An 18298-nucleotide genomic window follows, 5' to 3' on the forward strand; every position below is an offset into this window, starting at 1 on the left:
GAAACTTTTCAGACAGGCATTCGTTTATGTTGATGATTGATGATAGAATGCTTTCCTGCAAAAAATACATTCAGAACAAAAATAGGAAAATAATGAACGCTTGCCATTTTTTGCCCGTTTTGTTGGTTTCGGCAGCGTTGGCAGGTTGCAGCACGATTAAGCAGCCGCAAGATGCCGCTGTTTACGGAAGGGCAAGATGGGCCGTTTTGGTTAAGCAGGACGCTAATCTGTATAAAGTAGATTCAAGGCTTTATCGCAGTGAACAATTGGTTCATGATGATATTGCACAAATCGAACGCTTAGGTATTCAAAGCATCGTGAACCTTCGTTTCTTCGACCGAAATGATGACAGGCAGTTGTTGGGCGGGCGTGGTTTCAACTTGATAAACAGCCCCTTGCTAACCTGGCAGATTAAGCCGAAAGATATTGCCAAAACGCTTTATCTGATTGAAGCGTCTCAACAAAGCGGCCCTGTTTTGGTACATTGCTATCATGGTGCAGACTGCACCGGCTTAATTGTGGGTATGTATCGGATTATTTATCAGGGGTGGCCGGTAGAGGCGGCGAAACAAGAAATGCAGCAAGGGCCTTACGGTTATCATAGTATTTGGAAAAATATTGATAAGCTGTTTACGCAAGAGAAAGTGGATGAAGTGAAGGTTCATTTAAATACGCTGCGTATGCAGCAAGTGTTTCGGCCGGTTGAAATGCCTGTCTGAAACAATCTGCAAAGTAACTTAGTTCGGCAAAATCACAGTTAACTGTGTTTTAAACCATCATTTAATGAAGAGGAACTGACATGGAATTTACCAGTAAGCCCGCGTTGCAAACTGCGCTTAACCACCGCTCCATCCGCAAATACACCGGTGAGCCGATTCCTGCAGAAATGCTGGAAATCATTTTGAAAGCAGGCCAGGCAGCTTCAACTTCCAGCTTTTTGCAGTCGGCACACATTATCCGTGTTACCGACATGGAAATGCGTAAAAAACTGCGTGCCGTCGGCGCTAACCAACACTATATCGAAACCTGTGCGGAATTTTTGGTATTCTGTATTGATTTTGCCAAACACAAGCAAATTGCGCCCGATGCTCAAACAGACTGGACAGAGATGACGCTGATGGGCTCGATTGATGCCGGAATTATGGCGCAAAATGTGATGCTCACTGCAGAATCACTCGGCTTGGGCGGCGTGTATATCGGCTGCTTGCGCGACGACATCAATGCAACTAATGAAATATTGAATCTGCCTGAGAATGTGGTGCCGCTGTTTGGTATGTCTTTGGGTTGGCCTGCCCAAGAGCCCATGATGCGCCCGCGCTTGCCTACTGAATGCGTGGTTACTGAAAACGGATACCGCTCTATGGATAAAGCAGTTTACGAAGTATATAACGCGCAGGTTAAAGACTACTATAAGCAGCGCAGCAATCTGGATTTGGATTTTACTCAGCAAGTGCGCAATTCTCTTTGTCAGGAAGTGCGCCCGGATGTGTTGCCGTTTTTGCAGCGTAAAGGATTGGCTAAACGCTGATGCCTGTCTGAAAAATAGGTTGGAGAAGCCCGAAAGTATTTTGGCGTTGGCGTATCTTGCTAAAAAACAAACCAGTTTCTCGACTGTTTAAATGCGGCTGATTCGTTAAAACGGGTCAGCCGTTTAGGGTGTATTGATGCCAAACCTGCCTGATATGGTTATATAACGAGCGCGTTTGTTTCCACATAATGCGCAGATTTTTTAATGATTTTATTGTCTGATGATTTGTTATGAAATGGCTTAAACGCACGACCACATTAGCTAAAACCCTATATCGATATGGTTTGTCCGATTTGCTAATTCCGATGGGAGGGCGAACATGGGTATGTGGTTTGTTGCGTAAGCTTCCCCAATCATCTGAATATTCAGATACCTCCTTGCCTGTGCGTCTGCGTCTTGCTTTGGAGAGCTTGGGGCCTGTATTTGTTAAATTCGGACAAGTGCTCTCCACACGTCCTGATCTGATTCCGCATGACTATGCGGTAGAGCTTGCAAAGCTACAAGACCGTGTGCCGCCTTTTGATGCCGAGTTGTCGCGCCGCCAAATTGAGCAGTCGTTGGGAAAGCCGATTGATGCGCTTTATGCAGAATTCGATACCACTCCGGTAGCCAGCGCGTCTGTTGCCCAAGTGCATAAAGCGCGTTTGCATACAGGTGAGCAGGTTGCTGTAAAAGTGTTGCGGCCGAATTTGGCGCCGGTGATTGAGCAGGACTTGGCTTTGCTGCGTTTTGGTGCAGGATGGATCGAACGCCTGTTCTCCGATGGAAAAAGGCTGCGTCCGCGTGAAGTTGTGGATGAGTTTGACAAGTATCTGCACGACGAGTTGGATTTGATGAGGGAAGCGGCCAATGCCAGCCAGCTCGGGCGTAATTTTAAAGACAGCACCATGCTGATTGTGCCGCAAGTTTATTACGATTATTGCAGCCGTGATGTGCTTACAATCGAATGGATGAATGGCACTCCTGTTGCCGATATTCCCCGGCTCAAAGAAAAAGGCATCGATTTACACCGCCTGGCGCGCTATGGTGTGGAAATATTTTTTACACAAGTATTCCGCCACGGTTTTTTTCATGCCGATATGCATCCTGGCAATATTCTAGTAGCGGATGACGGCCGTTATATTGCGCTTGACTTCGGTATTGTCGGTAGTTTAACTGATTATGACAAACGCTATTTAGCCATCAACTTTTTGGCGTTTTTTAACCGCGATTACCACCGTGTGGCAACCGCACACATAGAATCCGGCTGGGTGCCGCCTGATACGCGGGCGGAAGAGCTGGAGGCTGCTGTGCGTGCGGTGTGCGAACCGATTTTCAATAAGCCCATATCGCAGATTTCTTTCGGTCTGGTTTTGATGCGTTTGTTTGAAACCAGCCGGCGCTTTAATGTTGAAATCCAGCCGCAGCTTGTATTGCTGCAAAAAACGCTGCTGAATATCGAAGGCCTAGGCCGTCAATTGGATCCTGATCTGGATTTGTGGATCACAGCGAAGCCTTTTTTAACCCGCTGGATGACAGAGCAAGTCGGGCCTAAAGCCTTTTTGAACACTTTGAAAAACGAAGCGCCTGATTGGGCCCAAATCCTTCCCAGTCTGCCGAGAAAAATCAATATGTTGGTGGATGAAACCCGCCAACAAGAAATGCGTGATGCTTATATACATTTGGTAAAAACACAGCAAAGGCAGAATTTCTGGCTGTGTATTATTGCTGTGGCGCTCGTGCTGATTGTGTTGTTTAAGTAATTTTTTCGATTTGGTTGCGGATAAAGCCGGTATTGTTCGCGATATAGTCAATCAACTCAACACTACTTGTCATGTCTTCGGCTTGCTGCCTTGTACCAAGGTAATTTGATTGACTATATTTGACAAACAATGTGCTTTGTATGATTTGCAATGCCTGTCTGAAAACTTTTCAGACAGGCATTGTTCTTATTATGATTGCGTATTTGAAAGGTTACGCAAAGACTTCGGTTAATGCAGGCTGTCGTAAATTTTTTGAGCCAGCGCTAAACTGATGCCTTCGGTTTGCGCAAGCTCTTCCACGCCCGCAGCCTGTACCCCGCGCAAGCCGCCAAAGCGGGTAAGTAATGCCTGGCGACGCTTGCTGCCGATACCCGGAATATCATTGAGAGATGATGTAACCCTTGCTTTATCCCGCTTTTTACGGTGGCCTGTGATGGCGAAACGGTGCGATTCATCGCGTACCGTCTGTAAAAGATGCAGGGCAGGGCTGTTGGGAGGGAGTTGGAACACTTCTCCTGTAAAGGGCAGAATCAATTCTTCCAAACCCGCTTTGCGTTCAGGGCCTTTTGCTATGCCGATAATCGGGATGTTCAAGCCCAGTTCTTCCCATACTTCCACAGCTACGCCGACTTGGCCTTTTCCGCCATCAATCAATACGGCATCAGGCCATTTCACCGATTCACCGTTGGCTTCGGCTTCAGTCATTTTCCCATAACGGCGGGTCAGCACTTCCCGCATCGCTGCGTAGTCGTCACCTGCTTTTGCGTCTTTGATGTTGTAACGCCGGTATTGGGAGGGTTGGATACTTTGTTCATCATAAACCACGCAAGAAGCCATGGTGGCCTCACCTTGAGTGTGGCTGATATCGAAGCATTCCAAACGGTTAAGTTCTTCCGGGTTTACATTCAGTAAGCGTGCAAGCTCATCTAGCCGGTGCTGCTGGTTGGTATGTTGGGAAATATGTTGGTTAATTGCCAAAGCTGCATTTCGTTCAGCCATTTTCAGCCAAACTTTGCGCTCGCCTATGGTTTTGCTGACAAACTGAATTTGCTTGCCATGTTCGCCGTTTAATGCTTCTTGCAGGCTTTGGGGAAGAATGAAATTGCTGATAATGATATCCGGCTTGGATTTGCTCAAATAATGTTGTGCAACAAAAGCTTCGGCGTAATCTTGGATATCGGGATTAGGATCGTTGCGGGTGTCGGGAAAAAAACTTTTGTCGCCCACATGTCGTCCGCCGCGTATGCTGACCCAGTGCACGCAAACAACACCATGCTCTGAAGCGACTGCAAGAATGTCGATATCATTTGGGTTGTTCGGGTTTTTACTGTCGATAAATTGCTGGCTTTGCACCAAACCTAAAGCCTGAATTTGATCGCGGTAACGCGCGGCTTCTTCAAAGTGGAGTTGCTCAGCTGCCTGCTGCATTTTGTGATACAGCATCTGGGTAAGTTCATCGGTTTTACCGTTTAGAAAGGTAACGGCTTCGCGTACGCTATTCTGATAATCCTCACGGGAAATATGGCCGACGCAAGGGCCGGAGCAGCGTTTTATTTGATAAAGCAAACAAGCGCGGTCGCGGTGTTCGAATACACTGTCCTCACAGGTGCGCAGCCGGAATACTTTCTGCAAAATCTGTATGCTGTTGTGTACGGCATACCCGTTGGGGTAAGGGCCGAAATATTGATTGGGCTTTTTGAGCGTTCCGCGGTAATACGCCATCTGCGGAAAATCGTGCCCGCTGAGCATCAGATAGGGATAGCTTTTATCATCACGAAAGAGAATATTGTATTTGGGTGATAAAGCCTTGATCAGATTGTTTTCTAAGATTAGTGCTTCTGCCTCTGAGCGTGTTACCGTGGTTTCCACCGAGGCAATCTGCTTAATCATCAGGCTGATGCGGGGTGAATGATCGCTTTTTTGAAAATAGCTGGATACACGGCGTTTTAAGTTAACCGCTTTACCCACATACAAAACCTGCCCGTTTTTATCGAGCATGCGATAAACACCGGGCAGATTTGGCAGGTTTTTTAAGAAAACAGACAGATTAAAACTGTGTGACACAATATCTCAGAAATGATTAACTGGGCGATTGGGCCGCAGGCGTGGATGCAGGAGCCGGAGTAGAGCAGAATTTTTCAATATCTGCATCATAACGTGCCATTAAGGTATCGCGATTGGCTGTTCGGGCAGACTCGGCAAATGCGCGGTTCATGCGCGCAGTTTTACAGTTAGCTTCTTGTGTTTTACGGTTTTCTTCTTCAATTTGTTTGTTTTTTTCTTCGACCTGTTTATTATTAGCAGCCATTTTGTCGTTAATCTGCTTTTGCTGTTCGGCCAAAGATGCACCTTCTGAGGCGGAATTTGCAGCAGGCGGTGTGCTTACGGTTTGCGTGCGCACATTGATCGTGTTAACACCGTTGCTTTTCAAATTGCGGGGAACATCCGAGTAAGTATTGGTTCCGTTAGCATTTTTCCAACTATATACCTCTTTGGCCTGAAGGCTTGTTGAGGCGAGAATCAAACCGAGCGCGGTTAGTTTGGCAAATGAAGTAATGTGCATATTTATTCTTTCGGAATTTCAATATTATGTATGATTGAATAAAGCTTAGTGTTTGATTCTACCGTGTTCCGTTGGTGCTGTCATGGAAACTTGTAAAAAAATGGTTTTTTTTGTTTGGTGCGGCTTACTAAAGCGCGGCGGATTTGCTACAATATCGTGCATCTTGCACAAACTGAAAGTTTCAAAGCATCATGCGTATCGTAGAAAAAGCCTATACTTTTGACGACGTTTTGCTGGTTCCCGCACATTCAACCGTGCTTCCGCGCGACGTTTCCCTCAAAACCCCTCTTACCCGTGAAATTTCTCTGAATCTCCCCCTTCTTTCTGCTGCGATGGATACTGTTACTGAAGCCAAGCTGGCCATTTCTATGGCACAGGAAGGCGGTATCGGTATTATCCACAAAAACATGAGCGCCGAGCAGCAGGCTGCCGCCGTGGCTAAGGTAAAGCGTCATGAAAGCGGCGTGGTCAAAGACCCTGTTACCATCGCCCCGGGTATGCTGATTCGTGATTTGATTGAGATGCTGTCGCAACGCAAACGTAAAATGTCCGGCTTGCCTGTGGTGGAAAACGGCAAAGTGGTGGGGTTGGTAACCAACCGCGATTTGCGCTTTGAGAAGAGGCTGGATCAACCGGTTTCCGCCATTATGACGTCGCGTGAGAAATTGGTTACCGTGCCGGAGGGCACGTCTATTGAAGATGCGCGGGATGTGATGCACGACCACAAAGTAGAGCGTGTTTTGGTGGTGAATGAAGATTGGGAACTTAAAGGCCTGATTACTGTTAAAGACATTTTAAAAACAACTGAATTCCCAAATGCCAATAAAGATGCCGACGGCCGTTTGCGCGTGGGTGCTGCCGTGGGTGTGGGCTCAGACACGGATGAGCGTGTGAAAGCGCTTGTGAAAGCAGGCGTAGATGTGATTGTGGTGGATACGGCTCACGGTCACAGCCAAGGTGTGCTTGACCGCGTGAAGTGGGTAAAGCAAAACTTTCCGCAAGTTCAAGTGGTGGGCGGCAATATTGCAACGGCACAGGCGGCGCGTGATTTGGTGGCTGCCGGCGCGGATGCTGTGAAAGTGGGTATCGGCCCGGGTTCGATTTGTACTACCCGTATTGTGGCCGGAGTGGGTGTGCCGCAATTAACGGCGATCCATAATGTGGCGGAAGCTTTGAAAGGCACTGGTGTGCCGCTGATTGCCGATGGCGGTATCCGTTTTTCGGGAGATTTGGCTAAAGCCTTGGCTGCGGGGGCATCTTGTGTGATGCTGGGCGGTATGTTTGCCGGTACAGACGAGGCGCCGGGTGAAATCGAGCTTTATCAAGGCCGTTCGTATAAATCTTACCGCGGCATGGGCTCTTTAGGTGCGATGAGCCAAGGCTCCAGCGACCGGTATTTCCAAGACAAACAGGAAAGCACGGATAAATATGTGCCGGAAGGCATTGAAGGCCGCGTGCCTTATAAGGGGCCGATTGTGCAGATTATTCACCAATTGGTCGGCGGCTTGCGTTCCAGCATGGGCTATTTGGGTTGCTCAAGTATTGCACAAATGCATGAAAAAGCAGAATTTGTGGAAATTACGTCTGCCGGTATGAGCGAATCGCACGTTCACGACGTGCAAATTACCAAAGAAGCGCCCAATTACCACGTGCGCTGATATTTGTGATAAAACTGCCAGTTTAACTACTGGCAGTTTTTCTGGCTGGGCACTGGCTGTTAAAAGCTGTTGGCTTGCTGATTGATGCCGAAAAAACATGATATTTTTCAGACAGGCATTAGCCCTGTTTCAATGCCTGTCTGAAACTATTTTAAACCCCGATCTAACAATGGAGAGTTCTGTAATGAGCGCTATTATTGATATTTTTGCTCGTGAAATTTTGGATTCGCGCGGCAATCCCACTGTTGAGTGTGATGTGTTGCTGGAATCAGGCGTAATGGGCCGTGCGGCCGTACCTTCCGGCGCATCAACCGGCCAAAAAGAAGCTTTGGAATTGCGTGACGGCGACAAAGGCCGTTATTTGGGCAAAGGCGTGTTGCAAGCCGTAGAAAACGTAAATAACGAAATCGCTCAAGCGCTAATCGGCGTGGATGCTTCCGAGCAAACTTATATTGATAAAATCATGCTTGATTTGGACGGCACCGATAATAAGGGCCGTTTGGGCGCCAACGCTACTTTGGCTGTTTCTCTCGCAGTTGCCCGAGCTGCTGCCGAAGACGCAGGTTTGCCGCTTTACCGCTATTTAGGCGGTGCAGGCCCGCTTGCTTTGCCGGTTCCGATGATGAACGTTATCAATGGCGGCGAACATGCTAATAACAGCTTGAATATTCAAGAGTTTATGATTATGCCTGTGGGTGCCGACACGTTCCGCGATGCTTTGCGTTGCGGCGCGGAAATTTTCCATGCTTTGAAAAAATTGTGTGACAGCAAAGGCTTCCCAACGACTGTTGGTGATGAGGGCGGCTTCGCACCCAACTTAAACAGCCATGAAGAAGCTTTGCAATTAATCGTCGAAGCTATTACCGCTGCCGGTTACAAATCGGGCGAAGATGTATTGCTGGCATTAGACTGCGCTTCCAGTGAATTCTACAAAGATGGCAAATACCACTTGGAAGCCGAAGGTAAATCGTTGAGCAGCGCTGAATTTGCCGAATATCTGGCAGGTTTGGTAGCAAAATATCCGATTGTTTCCATCGAAGACGGTATGGATGAAAACGACTGGGAAGGCTGGAAACTGCTGACTGAAAAATTGGGTGATAAAGTTCAATTGGTGGGCGACGACTTGTTTGTGACCAACCCGAAAATTTTGGCAGAGGGCATTGAGGCCGGCGTGGCCAATGCGTTGCTGGTAAAAGTGAACCAAATTGGTACTTTGAGCGAAACATTGAAAGCGGTAGAGTTGGCCAAACGCAATTGCTACACCAGCGTGATGAGCCACCGCTCGGGCGAAACCGAAGACAGCACCATCGCCGATTTAGCCGTTGCCACCAACTGTATGCAAATCAAAACCGGCTCACTCAGCCGTTCAGACCGTATGGCTAAATACAATCAGCTGCTGCGTATTGAAGAAGAGCTGGGCGAAGCCGCATACTATCCGGGCAAAGCAGCATTTTACCAACTGAAAAAATAAGGCATTACCAGCATGAGATGGGTTACTGTTTTTCTGAGCATCTGTATTGTCGGCTCGCAATACGACCTTTGGCTGTCGAAAGGCGGCTGGCGCGACATGTGGCGCCTGCAAAACGAAGTGGCAACGCAGGAAACGGAAAACAGTATGCTCACTTTGCGTAATAATGCCTTGGCGGCTGAAGTGGATGATCTGGCAAACGGTAAAGAAGCCATCGCCGAAATCGCTCGGGTAGATTTAGGCTACATCAGGGACGGCGAGATTTATTACCGCATGGTTGACCAAAGAAACCGCTGATTGGTATTTGATTTATCCTAGTTAAAGAATGCCTGTCTGAAAAGTTTTCAGGCAGGCATTTGGTTTGCGGTTCGGTTTTGAGGAGCGCTTCGGTATGCTTGAGCACTTTTCAGACAGGCAATGCCTGTCTGAAAATATTTGCTTCGGCAGATGTTATAATAAACAGTAAACCATTCAATTTATTCAGTTTGAATCTCTATTTGAATGCATTCAAGCTGGCACAAGCAATAAAAATCACAGGAACATAAACAATGGACATGCAAGGCATTGAACGCGACAGCATGCAATATGATGTAGTTATTGTCGGCGCAGGCCCCGCCGGTTTGAGCGCGGCCATCCGCTTGAAGCAGCTGGCTGAAAAAGCAGGTAGGGAAGCGAGCGTCTGCGTGGTGGAAAAAGGCTCGGAGGTGGGTGCCAATATTTTATCGGGTGCCGTTATTGACCCAATTGCATTAACCGAGCTGCTGCCGGATTGGCGGCAAAACGGTGCGCCGTTAACCCGCAGCGTTACCGAAGATAAGGTATTGTTTCTCACACAAGAAAAGGCCTATAAATTACCGACTGCACCAAGCTTTAAAAATCATGGCAACTACATCATCAGCCTCGGGCAGCTTACCCGTTGGCTGGCCGAGCAGGCGGAAAACCTCGGTGTGGAAATCTATCCTGGCTTCGCAGCTACCGAAGTGCTCTATCATGCTGACGGCTCGGTTAAAGGCATTGCTACCGGCAATATGGGTGTGGGAAAAGATGGCGAGGCCACTGATATGTTCCAGCCCGGCATGGAACTTTGGGCGCAGCAAACGCTGTTTGCCGAGGGCTGCAGGGGTTCCTTATCGAAACATCTGATTGAGCGCTTCCAGCTTGATAAACATAGTCAACCGCAAACTTACGGTATCGGCATTAAGGAAATTTGGGAAGTGGCCGAAGGCAAATGCCAACCCGGTTTGGTGGTGCACAGCACAGGCTGGCCGCTGGATACCAAAACTTATGGCGGCTCGTTTATTTATCATCTCGATAATAATCAGGTTGCGGTGGGTTTCGTGGTGGGGCTGGATTATGAAAACCCTTATTTGTCGCCATTTGAAGAGTTTCAGCGTTTTAAAACCCATCCTGAAATCCGTAAAACATTTGAAGGAGGCCGCCGCATTGCTTATGGTGCGCGCGCTTTGGTGGAAGGCGGCTGGCAGAGCTTGCCGCGTTTGAGTTTCCCCGGTGGCTTGCTGGTTGGCGATGCTGCAGGTTTTTTGAATGTGCCGCGTATTAAAGGCATACATACCGCGATGAAGTCGGCCATGCTGGCCGCAGAGGCGGTGTTTCCCCGTTTGGAAGAGAGCGGATTCGAACCGGAAAGCGGCAAGGAAATCACAACTTTGCAGGGTTCGCTGGAAAGCAGTTGGTTGGGCAAAGAGCTGTATGCGGTGCGCAATATCCGGCCTTCGTTCAAATGGGGCATGTGGGCAGCGTTTGCCTACACAGGCTTGGAGCAGTATGTGCTTAAGGGCCGCGGCCCGTGGACACTCAAACACCATGCGCCGGATTATGCAACGCTGAAAAAAGCTGCCGATTGCCGTCCGATTGATTACCCGAAGCCGGATAATGCGCTCACTTTCGACCGGCTCAGCAGCGTATTTCTGGCTAATATCAGCCATGAGGAGAATCAGCCTTCCCATTTGGTTTTGCGCAATCCCGAAGCTATGATCAATGTGAACCATAAAGAATATGCTTCGCCCGAAACGCGCTACTGCCCGGCTGCGGTTTATGAAATTGTAGAAGAGGGCGGACAGCCGCAGTTGCAGATCAACGCCTCAAACTGTGTGCATTGCAAAACCTGCGATATCAAAGACCCAACGCAGAATATCAACTGGGTTTGCCCCGAAGGCGGCAGCGGCCCGAATTACGGCGCGATGTAAAAATAATTAAGACAAGCCTGTCTGAAAAACCGGAGCGTTTATATTTTCAGACAGGCATTATTTATGTATATCACAAATAGACTTTATTCCTGCTACGGCGTTGCTGCGCCTTGCAGTATCAATCGTACTGTCTACGGCCTGCTGCCTTGTATGAAAAATGTGTCGGTTTAACTATACATCAGGCAAATGGCAGTCATCAGATTTGCTGATGGCTGCCATTTAAATAAAAGATTGTACAAAGAGCCGGATTTTTGAGTACATTTCGGCGGCAACATGAGAATAATTAAGGAGAAACCATATGACCAACGATCTGATTTTGGTATTAAACTGCGGCAGCTCTTCCCTCAAGGGCGCATTAATTGATAATAAAACCGGCGGCCTGATTCTCAGCTGCCTTGCTGAAAAGCTGACCACCCCCGACGCCTATATTACTTTCAAATATTTCGATAATGCCGATATCAGACCGGTTGTGCGCCGTTCTTGGTTTGTAGACAGAAAAGACGGCGATAAACACGAAGTCAGCCTATCCGACCGCCATGATCATACCGGAGCAGTAGAAGCACTGCTCGAAGAATTGCGTGCGCATGATTTGCAAGATATGGTGCGTGCTATCGGACACCGTATCGTACACGGCGGCGAAAAATACAGCGGCTCGGTTGTGATTGACGACAAAGTATTGGATGTACTCGAAGAGTGTATTCCGCTTGCGCCGCTGCATAATCCGGCGAATCTTACCGGCATTCGTGCCGCACAAAGCATTTTCCCCGGATTGGTTAATGTGGGTGTGTTTGATACGGCTTTCCATCAAACCATGCCGGAGCACGCCTACACTTACGCAGTACCGCAAGAGCTTTACAAAGAATACGGCTTCCGCCGCTATGGTTTCCACGGTACCAGTTTCCGCTATGTTGCCCCGGTGGCTGCCGAAATGATCGGTAAAGACATTAATGATTGCTCTCTAGTTATTGCACACTTGGGTAACGGTGCATCCGTTTGTGCAGTGAAAAACGGTGAGTCGCAAGACACCAGCATGGGTGTAACACCACTCGAGGGTTTGGTGATGGGTACACGAAGCGGAGATGTAGATCCCAGCATTTGCTCGTTTTTAGCTGAAAATGCCGGTATGGATGTAAAAGCCGTAACCGATATGCTCAACAAGAAATCCGGCCTGCTCGGTATTTCCGGTTTATCAAACGACTGCCGTACTATTCAGGAAGCTGCAGCCGAAGGTCATGCAGGTGCGAAACTTGCGCTTGAAGTGATGACTTACCGCCTCGCAAAATACATTGCTTCTATGGCTGTGGCAACCAATGGCATTGATGCGTTGGTATTTACCGGAGGCATTGGTGAGAATTCGGACGTTGTCCGCAGTAAAACCGTAAACTATTTAGGTTTCTTGGGTTTGACCATCGATGAAGAGGCGAATAAAGCAGCACGCTTCGGTGCATCAGGCGTTATCAGCCAAAAAGGCCGCGAGCCGGCTGTGGTGGTGGTGCCGACTAATGAAGAGCGTATGATTGCCATGGATACAGGCCGTTTGGCAGGTTTGTAAGCGAGTTAGGCTGATATCAATAATGCCTGTCTGAATTTTTAGACAGGCATTATTGATTTTTCAGCTTTAAAGGCATCGGCAATGCTTAAGCCGGCTCAGTTTTCTCGTATTCCTGCATATGCCGTTGAAACTCAGCCAAACTGATATTCATGCTTTCCGTGCACGGTTGCATGATATCGTCGACAGTTTTTGAAATAGGGTCGTTGCTGGAGATATGCTCGGGGCGGCGGTAAATAAAATGCTTGAACAGGTCGCTGATGATAATTTGCTCCGCATTGGTTTTCAACACCCAGCCGTGGTTGCCGTGGAAAGTATAGCCATGGCGCGCAAGCTGTTCCAAAAGGTCGCCCAGTTCATCATAGCCCATATTGATGTGCTGGCGGAATTGCTGAACTTTCATTGTGCGGCCACGTTGTTGTGCCTTATCCAATAACAGCAATACTTTCAATACATCATCAAAGCGCCCCCGCGAATCAAACTGGCGCAGGAATGCCCCGCCGCGCCAATAAGAGAAAGAGGAAGTTAACACGGCTCCGCTGATCACGACCATCCACAAAGCATGCAACCATACCAAAAATACAGGAATCGCCGCGAATGCACCGTAAATCAATTGGTAGCTGTTAAACTGGCTAACATAAATGCGAAAGCCCCAGCGTAGAATTTCGAGTAAAACCGCCGTAATGGCGGCGCCGGCAAAGGCATGTTTATTGGGTACGAAACGGTTTGGAACCAAACGGTAAAGTAGCCATAAAGCGATGGTGGTAAACAATAATGAAGTAAAAATGGCTAAAGCACGGGATAAAACCGGAAAAGTCGACTCTAACCCGCTTTTGCTCAACAACAAACCCCATACGGTTAAGCTCACTCCGGCAACCAATGGGCCGAAAGTAAGCAATGCCCAATAAACCAAAAACTGCATCCAAATAGAACGCTGATTTTTTACCTGCCAAATCCGATTGAACGTTTGATCAATGGTTTGAATCAAAAGCAGGGAAGTTACACCGAGCATGATGATACCGATGGCAGTAAGATTGCTGGCTTTCTGTTTGAATTCATTAAGATAATCAAACACCACATCGGCGCCCTCGGGCACAATGGTCATGTTGATAAAGCCGATAAATGCTTCGGACACATCGTTAAACATGGGAAAAGCAGACACAATCACCAAGGCCACAGTCAGTACAGGTACCAGAGCCAATAATGAAGTGAAAGTTAAACTGGCGGCAATCTGAGGCACGCGCACTTCGTTAAAGCGGTGGGTAAGAAAACGGGCAAAACCAAACCAGCGCGATTTTCGCCACTCTTGCAAAGCAGGGGTTTTAAGCATAATAATCGGTGTATCGCCGCATCATATACGGCCAAACTGTTTAAAGAGACAACATTCTAACGGAAAAAAGATGATGAGCCAAAAAGCCTTGAAAATTCTTGTTTTATATTATTCCCTGCATGGCAGCACATTAAATTTGGCGCGCCAGATTGCACGCGGCGTAGAAAGTGTTGAAGGATGCGAAGCCGTGCTGCGCACGGTGCCGAAAGTATCGACAGTGTGTGAAGCCGTAGAACCTGACATTCCGCAAGAGGGCGCGCCTTATTGCACGGCGGAAGACCTCAAAACCTGTTCAGCACTGGCATTGGGCAGCCCTACGCGTTTCGGTAATATGGCTGCGCCGATGAAATATTTTGTTGACGGCACAATCGCGCAATGGCTCTCAGGTGAGCTGATAGGCAAACCGGCAACCGTGTTTACCAGCACTTCCAGCCAGCATGGCGGGCAGGAAAGTACACTCTTAACCATGATGTTGCCTTTGCTTCATCACGGCATGGTGATTAGTGGTATTCCGTTTAATGAAAGTGCTTTGTCGAACACCCAGACAGGAGGTACGCCTTACGGTGCCTCGCATGTGGCTGGCTCCGATGGTAAGCCGCAATTGAGTCATGATGAGCAGCGGCTTGCGTTTGCACAAGGAAAAAGATTGGCAGAATTGGCTAAAAAATTGTCTGTTTGATATTTCTTAGGTATTTGTTTTCAGACAGGCATTTGCCTGTCTTTGTTATTTTGTTGCGGAGAATTTTGCATTAACAATTTTATGTAAGATTGTTAGTATGACTTGGCTCGATTGCTGGATGCTGATTATGTAGGCCAGTGATTGGGTGATAGATTAATGTGTTGTTTGTAATAGATTTATTTGAAATTCTTGTTATTTGAGATGGTGATGTTTGTAATTTAAGTTCTTTATTTGTTATGATTTAGTAAATTTGTAGTAATATAACACTGGCGTCATTCCGCAAATAACAGTATGATTTCCTGTTGTCTAAAATTTGGACAAAATTTTACACTTGATGTTTTCTAAGTAAGTGTAAACCATATAATTATTTAAATTCAGAGATAGGATAAACATAATGTCTTCACAAGCTTCAAGCAATAATACGCCGGCTCTTGGCGTGTTGACATCCCTCTTTTTTATGATGGGTGCAATCACTTCTCTAAATGATGTGTTGATTCCCCATTTGAAAAATGCGTTCAGTTTAAATTATACGCAAGCCATGTTGATTAACATGGTGTTTTTCGGCGCATACGCGCTCATGTCGATTCCAATGGGTAAAGTGGTAGAAAAATTAGGTTATAAAAACGGCGTAATCGGCGGCTTTCTGATTGCTGCTTTGGGCTGCATTTTGTTTTACCCCGCTTCTACCAGTTTGTCTTACCCGGTTTTTCTTAGTGCTTTATTTATTTTGGCTTCCGGTATCACTTTATTGCAGGTGGCCGGTAACCCTTATGTAACTTTGCTGGCCAAGCCGGGCAAAGAATCTGCAACCCTAACATTGGTGCAGGCTTTTAACTCGGTAGGTACTACGGTTGCACCTCCTTTGGGCGGCTTGCTCATTTTGGCTGAAGCCAGCCAGCATATGGATCCGCTGCAAGAAGCACAATCGGTACAAATTCCTTATCTGGGTTTGGCCGGAGTATTAATCTTGCTGGCTGTTTTCGTGAAGTTGATTCGATTGCCAGATGCAAAGGCAATCGCCGAAGCAGAAACCGAACATAATCATGACGGCAAAACCAGCGTGTGGCAGTATAAGCATATGATTTTGGGTGCGGTTGCTATTTTCTGCTATGTAGGTGCAGAGGTTGCAATAGGTAGCTTGTTGATTAATGTGATGGAAGCGGCTGCCGGTGTGACTCATTTGCAAGGTTCTAAATTGATTGCTTTTTATTGGGGTGGTGCAATGATAGGCCGCTTCTTGGGGTCTGCTGTAATGAGCCGGTTCCAACCAAGCAAATATTTAATGTTTAACTCAGTGATGGCGATGATTTTAATTGCTGTAGCCATCCTCTCTGGTGGTAAAGTGGCGATGTTTGCTTTGTTGGGCGTAGGTTTCTTTAATTCAATCATGTTCCCGACAATTTTCTCGCTGGCTACCCGTGGTTTGGGTAAATTTACCGGCGCGGCTTCCGGCGTTATTTGCACAGCTATCGTGGGCGGTGCAATTATTCCTTTCACGCAAGGTATGTTGATTGACGGTTTAACCGGTAGCATGGGTGCAACCAGTGCATTGATGGCTTCTTTTGTATTGCCTATTTTGTGCTACTTGTACATTTCATTCTTTGCGGCTAAAGGTCATAAAGTTGACTAAGTAATTGATTGATCAGTATGCCTGTCTGAAACGGTTTTCAGACAGGCATTTTTAATTTTAATATAATTGAGGAGCTTAAAGGTTAATGATTGAATTGTATCGTTTTTAGTTTGTCGTACGTAACATAGAAAAACAATAGTAGCGCCATTTTCCGGACAAATCTGAATACGGTGGGAAGTGGCCGTGTTGTGGAAATGCCTGTCTGAAAATCACTTTTCAGACAGGCATTTCATTGCGCGGCAATTGCTTAGGAAGACATCTATGGCTCAATGATTTGCAAAAACATTACTTTTCAACACTATTCTTTTATTGTTATAAAAAAACGGCTTTGAATAATTTCAAAGCCGTTTTTAGATGTTTGGTCGGAATGAGAGGATTCGAACCTCCGACCCCTTCGTCCCGAACGAAGTGCGCTACCAGGCTGCGCTACATTCCGAAAGACGATTATTTTAGATAGCGGCTTGAGCCTTGTCAAGGAAAAGCTCGGTTGTGCTTAGGCAGCGTGCAGGACAAAAATAGTCGGCCGTTTTTTGAGGTCGGGCAGAGTACCCAGTTTACGCCAATCCGCTATGGTCTTGCTGATAATGATTTGTGAAGGCAGCGTTAAATCGCAGGCAACGCAAAAGCGCGTGGCGGGATGAAGGTTAGTTAATGCGTCGGTTAGCAGGGCATCGTTGCGATAAGGCGTTTCAATGAAAATTTGAGTTTCCCGGTGGCGGCGTGAATGTTGTTCCAGTGTTTTTAAAGCATGGATGCGCTCGGTTTTGTCGGTGGGTAGATAGCCTTTGAATGCAAAGCTTTGCCCGTTTGTACCGGATGCCATTAATGCCAGCAAAATGCTGGATGGCCCTACCAGTGGACGTACTTCAAAACCATGTGCATGTGCCAGTGCCACTAGATTCGAGCCGGGGTCGGCCACGGCAGGGCAGCCGGCTTCGCTCAAGATGCCCATGCTGCGGCCTTCCGTTAACGGTTTGAGTAAATCGGGTAAGGCTTCCGAGCTGGTGTGCTCGTTCAGCGTTTGCAGGTTGAGTTCGCGGATGGGTGTCTTGATACCTAGATGCTTCAAATGCGCTCGTGCGGTTTTTTCAGCTTCAACTACGAAATCGGTCAGGCCGGTAATTTGCTGCTGCTCATGTGGCAACAGGCAGGGGGTGTCGTGTGCACCGAGAGGGGTCGGAATGAGGTATAAAACGGGTTGCATCGGGTTTTCCTGATTTTTTATTAAAAAATGCCTGTCTGAAAGTTATGGCCAAAAAACTCAATATTCCAGGGTGTTGGTTCGTATAACTGTACTATCCATATTGATTGTGGCTGAATATTAAGTTTTGCGGTGTTATATAGTGGCTAAAGTATATTAATGTTTTCTTCGGCTAAAAAATCAATCAATTTGAAAATGGGCAGGCCGATAAGGGCATTGGGATCGCTGCTGTCGATGCGCTGTAATAGCGCGGCGCCCAAACCTTCGCTTTTGGCCGCTCCGGCGCAATATATAGCATCCGGCTCACGCTTCAGATAGTGTGCGATTTGTTGGGTGGTTAGATTGCGCATGGTTACAGTCGTTTTATCAACATGGGTATGCAGGTTGCCGTTACCTGTGTTGAGCAGACACAAGGCGCTGTAAAATTCGATGTGTTGCCCGCTTAATGTTTCAAGCATTTGTTGTGCGTTTGCTACGCTCATCGGCTTTCCTAATTGCCTGCCGTGGCACCAGGCAACTTGGTCTGCACCTATGATTAAAGCATGTGGAAATAATGAAGCGAGCGAGCGTGCTTTGCCCACAGCTAGTCGCAGGGCAGTGGCTTCTGCACTTTCTCCTGCTTTCGGTGTTTCGTCAAAATCAGGCTTTGCCGTTTGAAAAGAAAGACCTAGGCGTTTTAATTGCTCTTGGCGGAAAACCGAGCTTGAGCCTAAAATAAGCGGAAATTTTGAATTCATATGCGT

The 18298-nt window shown here is 47.3% G+C and carries 15 protein-coding genes and 1 tRNA gene; 10 read left to right on the forward strand and 6 right to left on the reverse strand.

The genetic code is table 11. The features are described 5' to 3' along the window. Positions 1–92: 92 nt before the first annotated feature. From AKG09_RS01775 to ubiB, 3 genes are all read left to right on the forward strand, one after another. Positions 93–719 (forward strand): protein-tyrosine-phosphatase, encoded by a 627-nt coding sequence (locus tag AKG09_RS01775; protein ID WP_082391726.1) that lies wholly within the window; start codon positions 93–95, stop codon positions 717–719. Positions 720–799: 80 nt separating this feature from the next. Then, positions 800–1528 carry an oxygen-insensitive NADPH nitroreductase gene (nfsA, locus tag AKG09_RS01780; protein ID WP_054617775.1) on the forward strand — a complete coding sequence of 243 codons (729 nt, stop codon included), beginning with the start codon at positions 800–802 and terminating at the stop codon, positions 1526–1528. A 230-nt stretch (positions 1529–1758) separates the two neighbouring features. Next, positions 1759–3270 carry a ubiquinone biosynthesis regulatory protein kinase UbiB gene (gene ubiB, locus AKG09_RS01785; RefSeq protein WP_054617776.1) on the forward strand — a complete coding sequence of 504 codons (1512 nt, stop codon included), beginning with the start codon at positions 1759–1761 and terminating at the stop codon, positions 3268–3270. Between the two features lie 228 nt (positions 3271–3498). On the opposite strand, the gene uvrC is transcribed toward ubiB, so the two are convergent. Together uvrC and AKG09_RS01795 are read right to left on the reverse strand one after the other, a co-directional pair. Further along, positions 3499–5337 (reverse strand): excinuclease ABC subunit UvrC, encoded by a 1839-nt coding sequence (gene uvrC, locus AKG09_RS01790; RefSeq protein ID WP_369814076.1) that lies wholly within the window; start codon positions 5335–5337, stop codon positions 3499–3501. 13 nt (positions 5338–5350) lie between these two features. Continuing rightward, complete coding sequence (locus tag AKG09_RS01795) at positions 5351–5833, reverse strand: DUF4124 domain-containing protein (protein ID WP_054617778.1); 483 nt, start codon at positions 5831–5833, stop codon at positions 5351–5353. Positions 5834–6024: 191 nt separating this feature from the next. Here AKG09_RS01795 and guaB point away from each other — a divergent pair, with 191 nt between their 5' ends. The 5 genes from guaB (at position 6025) to AKG09_RS01820 (ending at position 12718) form a co-directional block, all read left to right on the forward strand. Further along, positions 6025–7491 (forward strand): IMP dehydrogenase, encoded by a 1467-nt coding sequence (gene guaB / locus AKG09_RS01800; protein ID WP_054617779.1) that lies wholly within the window; start codon positions 6025–6027, stop codon positions 7489–7491. Between the two features lie 184 nt (positions 7492–7675). Further along, positions 7676–8962 (forward strand): phosphopyruvate hydratase, encoded by a 1287-nt coding sequence (eno, locus tag AKG09_RS01805; protein ID WP_054617780.1) that lies wholly within the window; start codon positions 7676–7678, stop codon positions 8960–8962. 12 nt (positions 8963–8974) lie between these two features. Continuing rightward, on the forward strand, positions 8975–9256 hold the full coding sequence (gene ftsB, locus AKG09_RS01810; protein ID WP_054617781.1) for a cell division protein FtsB: 282 nt from the start codon (positions 8975–8977) through the stop codon (positions 9254–9256). 251 nt (positions 9257–9507) lie between these two features. After that, the gene (locus AKG09_RS01815) at positions 9508–11166 is read left to right on the forward strand and encodes an electron transfer flavoprotein-ubiquinone oxidoreductase (RefSeq protein WP_082391718.1); all 1659 of its coding nucleotides are present in this window, start codon (positions 9508–9510) and stop codon (positions 11164–11166) included. 298 nt (positions 11167–11464) lie between these two features. Next, complete coding sequence (locus AKG09_RS01820; protein WP_054617782.1) at positions 11465–12718, forward strand: acetate kinase; 1254 nt, start codon at positions 11465–11467, stop codon at positions 12716–12718. Between the two features lie 85 nt (positions 12719–12803). On the opposite strand, the gene AKG09_RS01825 is transcribed toward AKG09_RS01820, so the two are convergent. Then, positions 12804–14045 carry a YihY family inner membrane protein gene (locus AKG09_RS01825; protein ID WP_054617783.1) on the reverse strand — a complete coding sequence of 414 codons (1242 nt, stop codon included), beginning with the start codon at positions 14043–14045 and terminating at the stop codon, positions 12804–12806. A 73-nt stretch (positions 14046–14118) separates the two neighbouring features. Here AKG09_RS01825 and wrbA point away from each other — a divergent pair, with 73 nt between their 5' ends. Both wrbA and AKG09_RS01835 read left to right on the forward strand, forming a co-directional pair. Beyond that, entirely contained in the window at positions 14119–14724 is a 606-nt protein-coding gene (wrbA, locus tag AKG09_RS01830; RefSeq protein ID WP_054617889.1) for an NAD(P)H:quinone oxidoreductase, read from the forward strand. A gap of 394 nt (positions 14725–15118) precedes the next feature. After that, entirely contained in the window at positions 15119–16354 is a 1236-nt protein-coding gene (locus AKG09_RS01835) for a sugar MFS transporter (RefSeq protein WP_054617784.1), read from the forward strand. Positions 16355–16713: 359 nt separating this feature from the next. On the opposite strand, the gene AKG09_RS01840 is transcribed toward AKG09_RS01835, so the two are convergent. From AKG09_RS01840 to AKG09_RS01850, 3 genes are all read right to left on the reverse strand, one after another. After that, positions 16714–16790 (reverse strand) — tRNA-Pro (locus AKG09_RS01840). 57 nt (positions 16791–16847) lie between these two features. Further along, on the reverse strand, positions 16848–17558 hold the full coding sequence (locus AKG09_RS01845) for an SAM-dependent methyltransferase (protein WP_054617785.1): 711 nt from the start codon (positions 17556–17558) through the stop codon (positions 16848–16850). Positions 17559–17701: 143 nt separating this feature from the next. Then, on the reverse strand, positions 17702–18292 hold the full coding sequence (locus tag AKG09_RS01850; RefSeq protein WP_197272087.1) for a nucleoside triphosphate pyrophosphatase: 591 nt from the start codon (positions 18290–18292) through the stop codon (positions 17702–17704). Positions 18293–18298: the final 6 nt, after the last annotated feature.

The organism is Neisseria sp. 83E34 (genome assembly GCF_001308015.1).
Taxonomy (GTDB): domain Bacteria; phylum Pseudomonadota; class Gammaproteobacteria; order Burkholderiales; family Neisseriaceae; genus Neisseria.

Coding starts and splice junctions, on each gene's coding strand:
- AKG09_RS01775 (WP_082391726.1), top strand. CDS start 93: ATGAACGCTTGCCATTTTTTGCCCGTTTTGTTGGTTTCGGCAGCGTTG.
- nfsA (WP_054617775.1), top strand. CDS start 800: ATGGAATTTACCAGTAAGCCCGCGTTGCAAACTGCGCTTAACCACCGC.
- ubiB (WP_054617776.1), top strand. CDS start 1,759: ATGAAATGGCTTAAACGCACGACCACATTAGCTAAAACCCTATATCGA.
- AKG09_RS01795 (WP_054617778.1), bottom strand. CDS start 5,833: ATGCACATTACTTCATTTGCCAAACTAACCGCGCTCGGTTTGATTCTC.
- guaB (WP_054617779.1), top strand. CDS start 6,025: ATGCGTATCGTAGAAAAAGCCTATACTTTTGACGACGTTTTGCTGGTT.
- eno (WP_054617780.1), top strand. CDS start 7,676: ATGAGCGCTATTATTGATATTTTTGCTCGTGAAATTTTGGATTCGCGC.
- ftsB (WP_054617781.1), top strand. CDS start 8,975: ATGAGATGGGTTACTGTTTTTCTGAGCATCTGTATTGTCGGCTCGCAA.
- AKG09_RS01815 (WP_082391718.1), top strand. CDS start 9,508: ATGGACATGCAAGGCATTGAACGCGACAGCATGCAATATGATGTAGTT.
- AKG09_RS01820 (WP_054617782.1), top strand. CDS start 11,465: ATGACCAACGATCTGATTTTGGTATTAAACTGCGGCAGCTCTTCCCTC.
- AKG09_RS01825 (WP_054617783.1), bottom strand. CDS start 14,045: ATGCTTAAAACCCCTGCTTTGCAAGAGTGGCGAAAATCGCGCTGGTTT.
- wrbA (WP_054617889.1), top strand. CDS start 14,119: ATGAGCCAAAAAGCCTTGAAAATTCTTGTTTTATATTATTCCCTGCAT.
- AKG09_RS01835 (WP_054617784.1), top strand. CDS start 15,119: ATGTCTTCACAAGCTTCAAGCAATAATACGCCGGCTCTTGGCGTGTTG.
- AKG09_RS01845 (WP_054617785.1), bottom strand. CDS start 17,558: ATGCAACCCGTTTTATACCTCATTCCGACCCCTCTCGGTGCACACGAC.
- AKG09_RS01850 (WP_197272087.1), bottom strand. CDS start 18,292: ATGAATTCAAAATTTCCGCTTATTTTAGGCTCAAGCTCGGTTTTCCGC.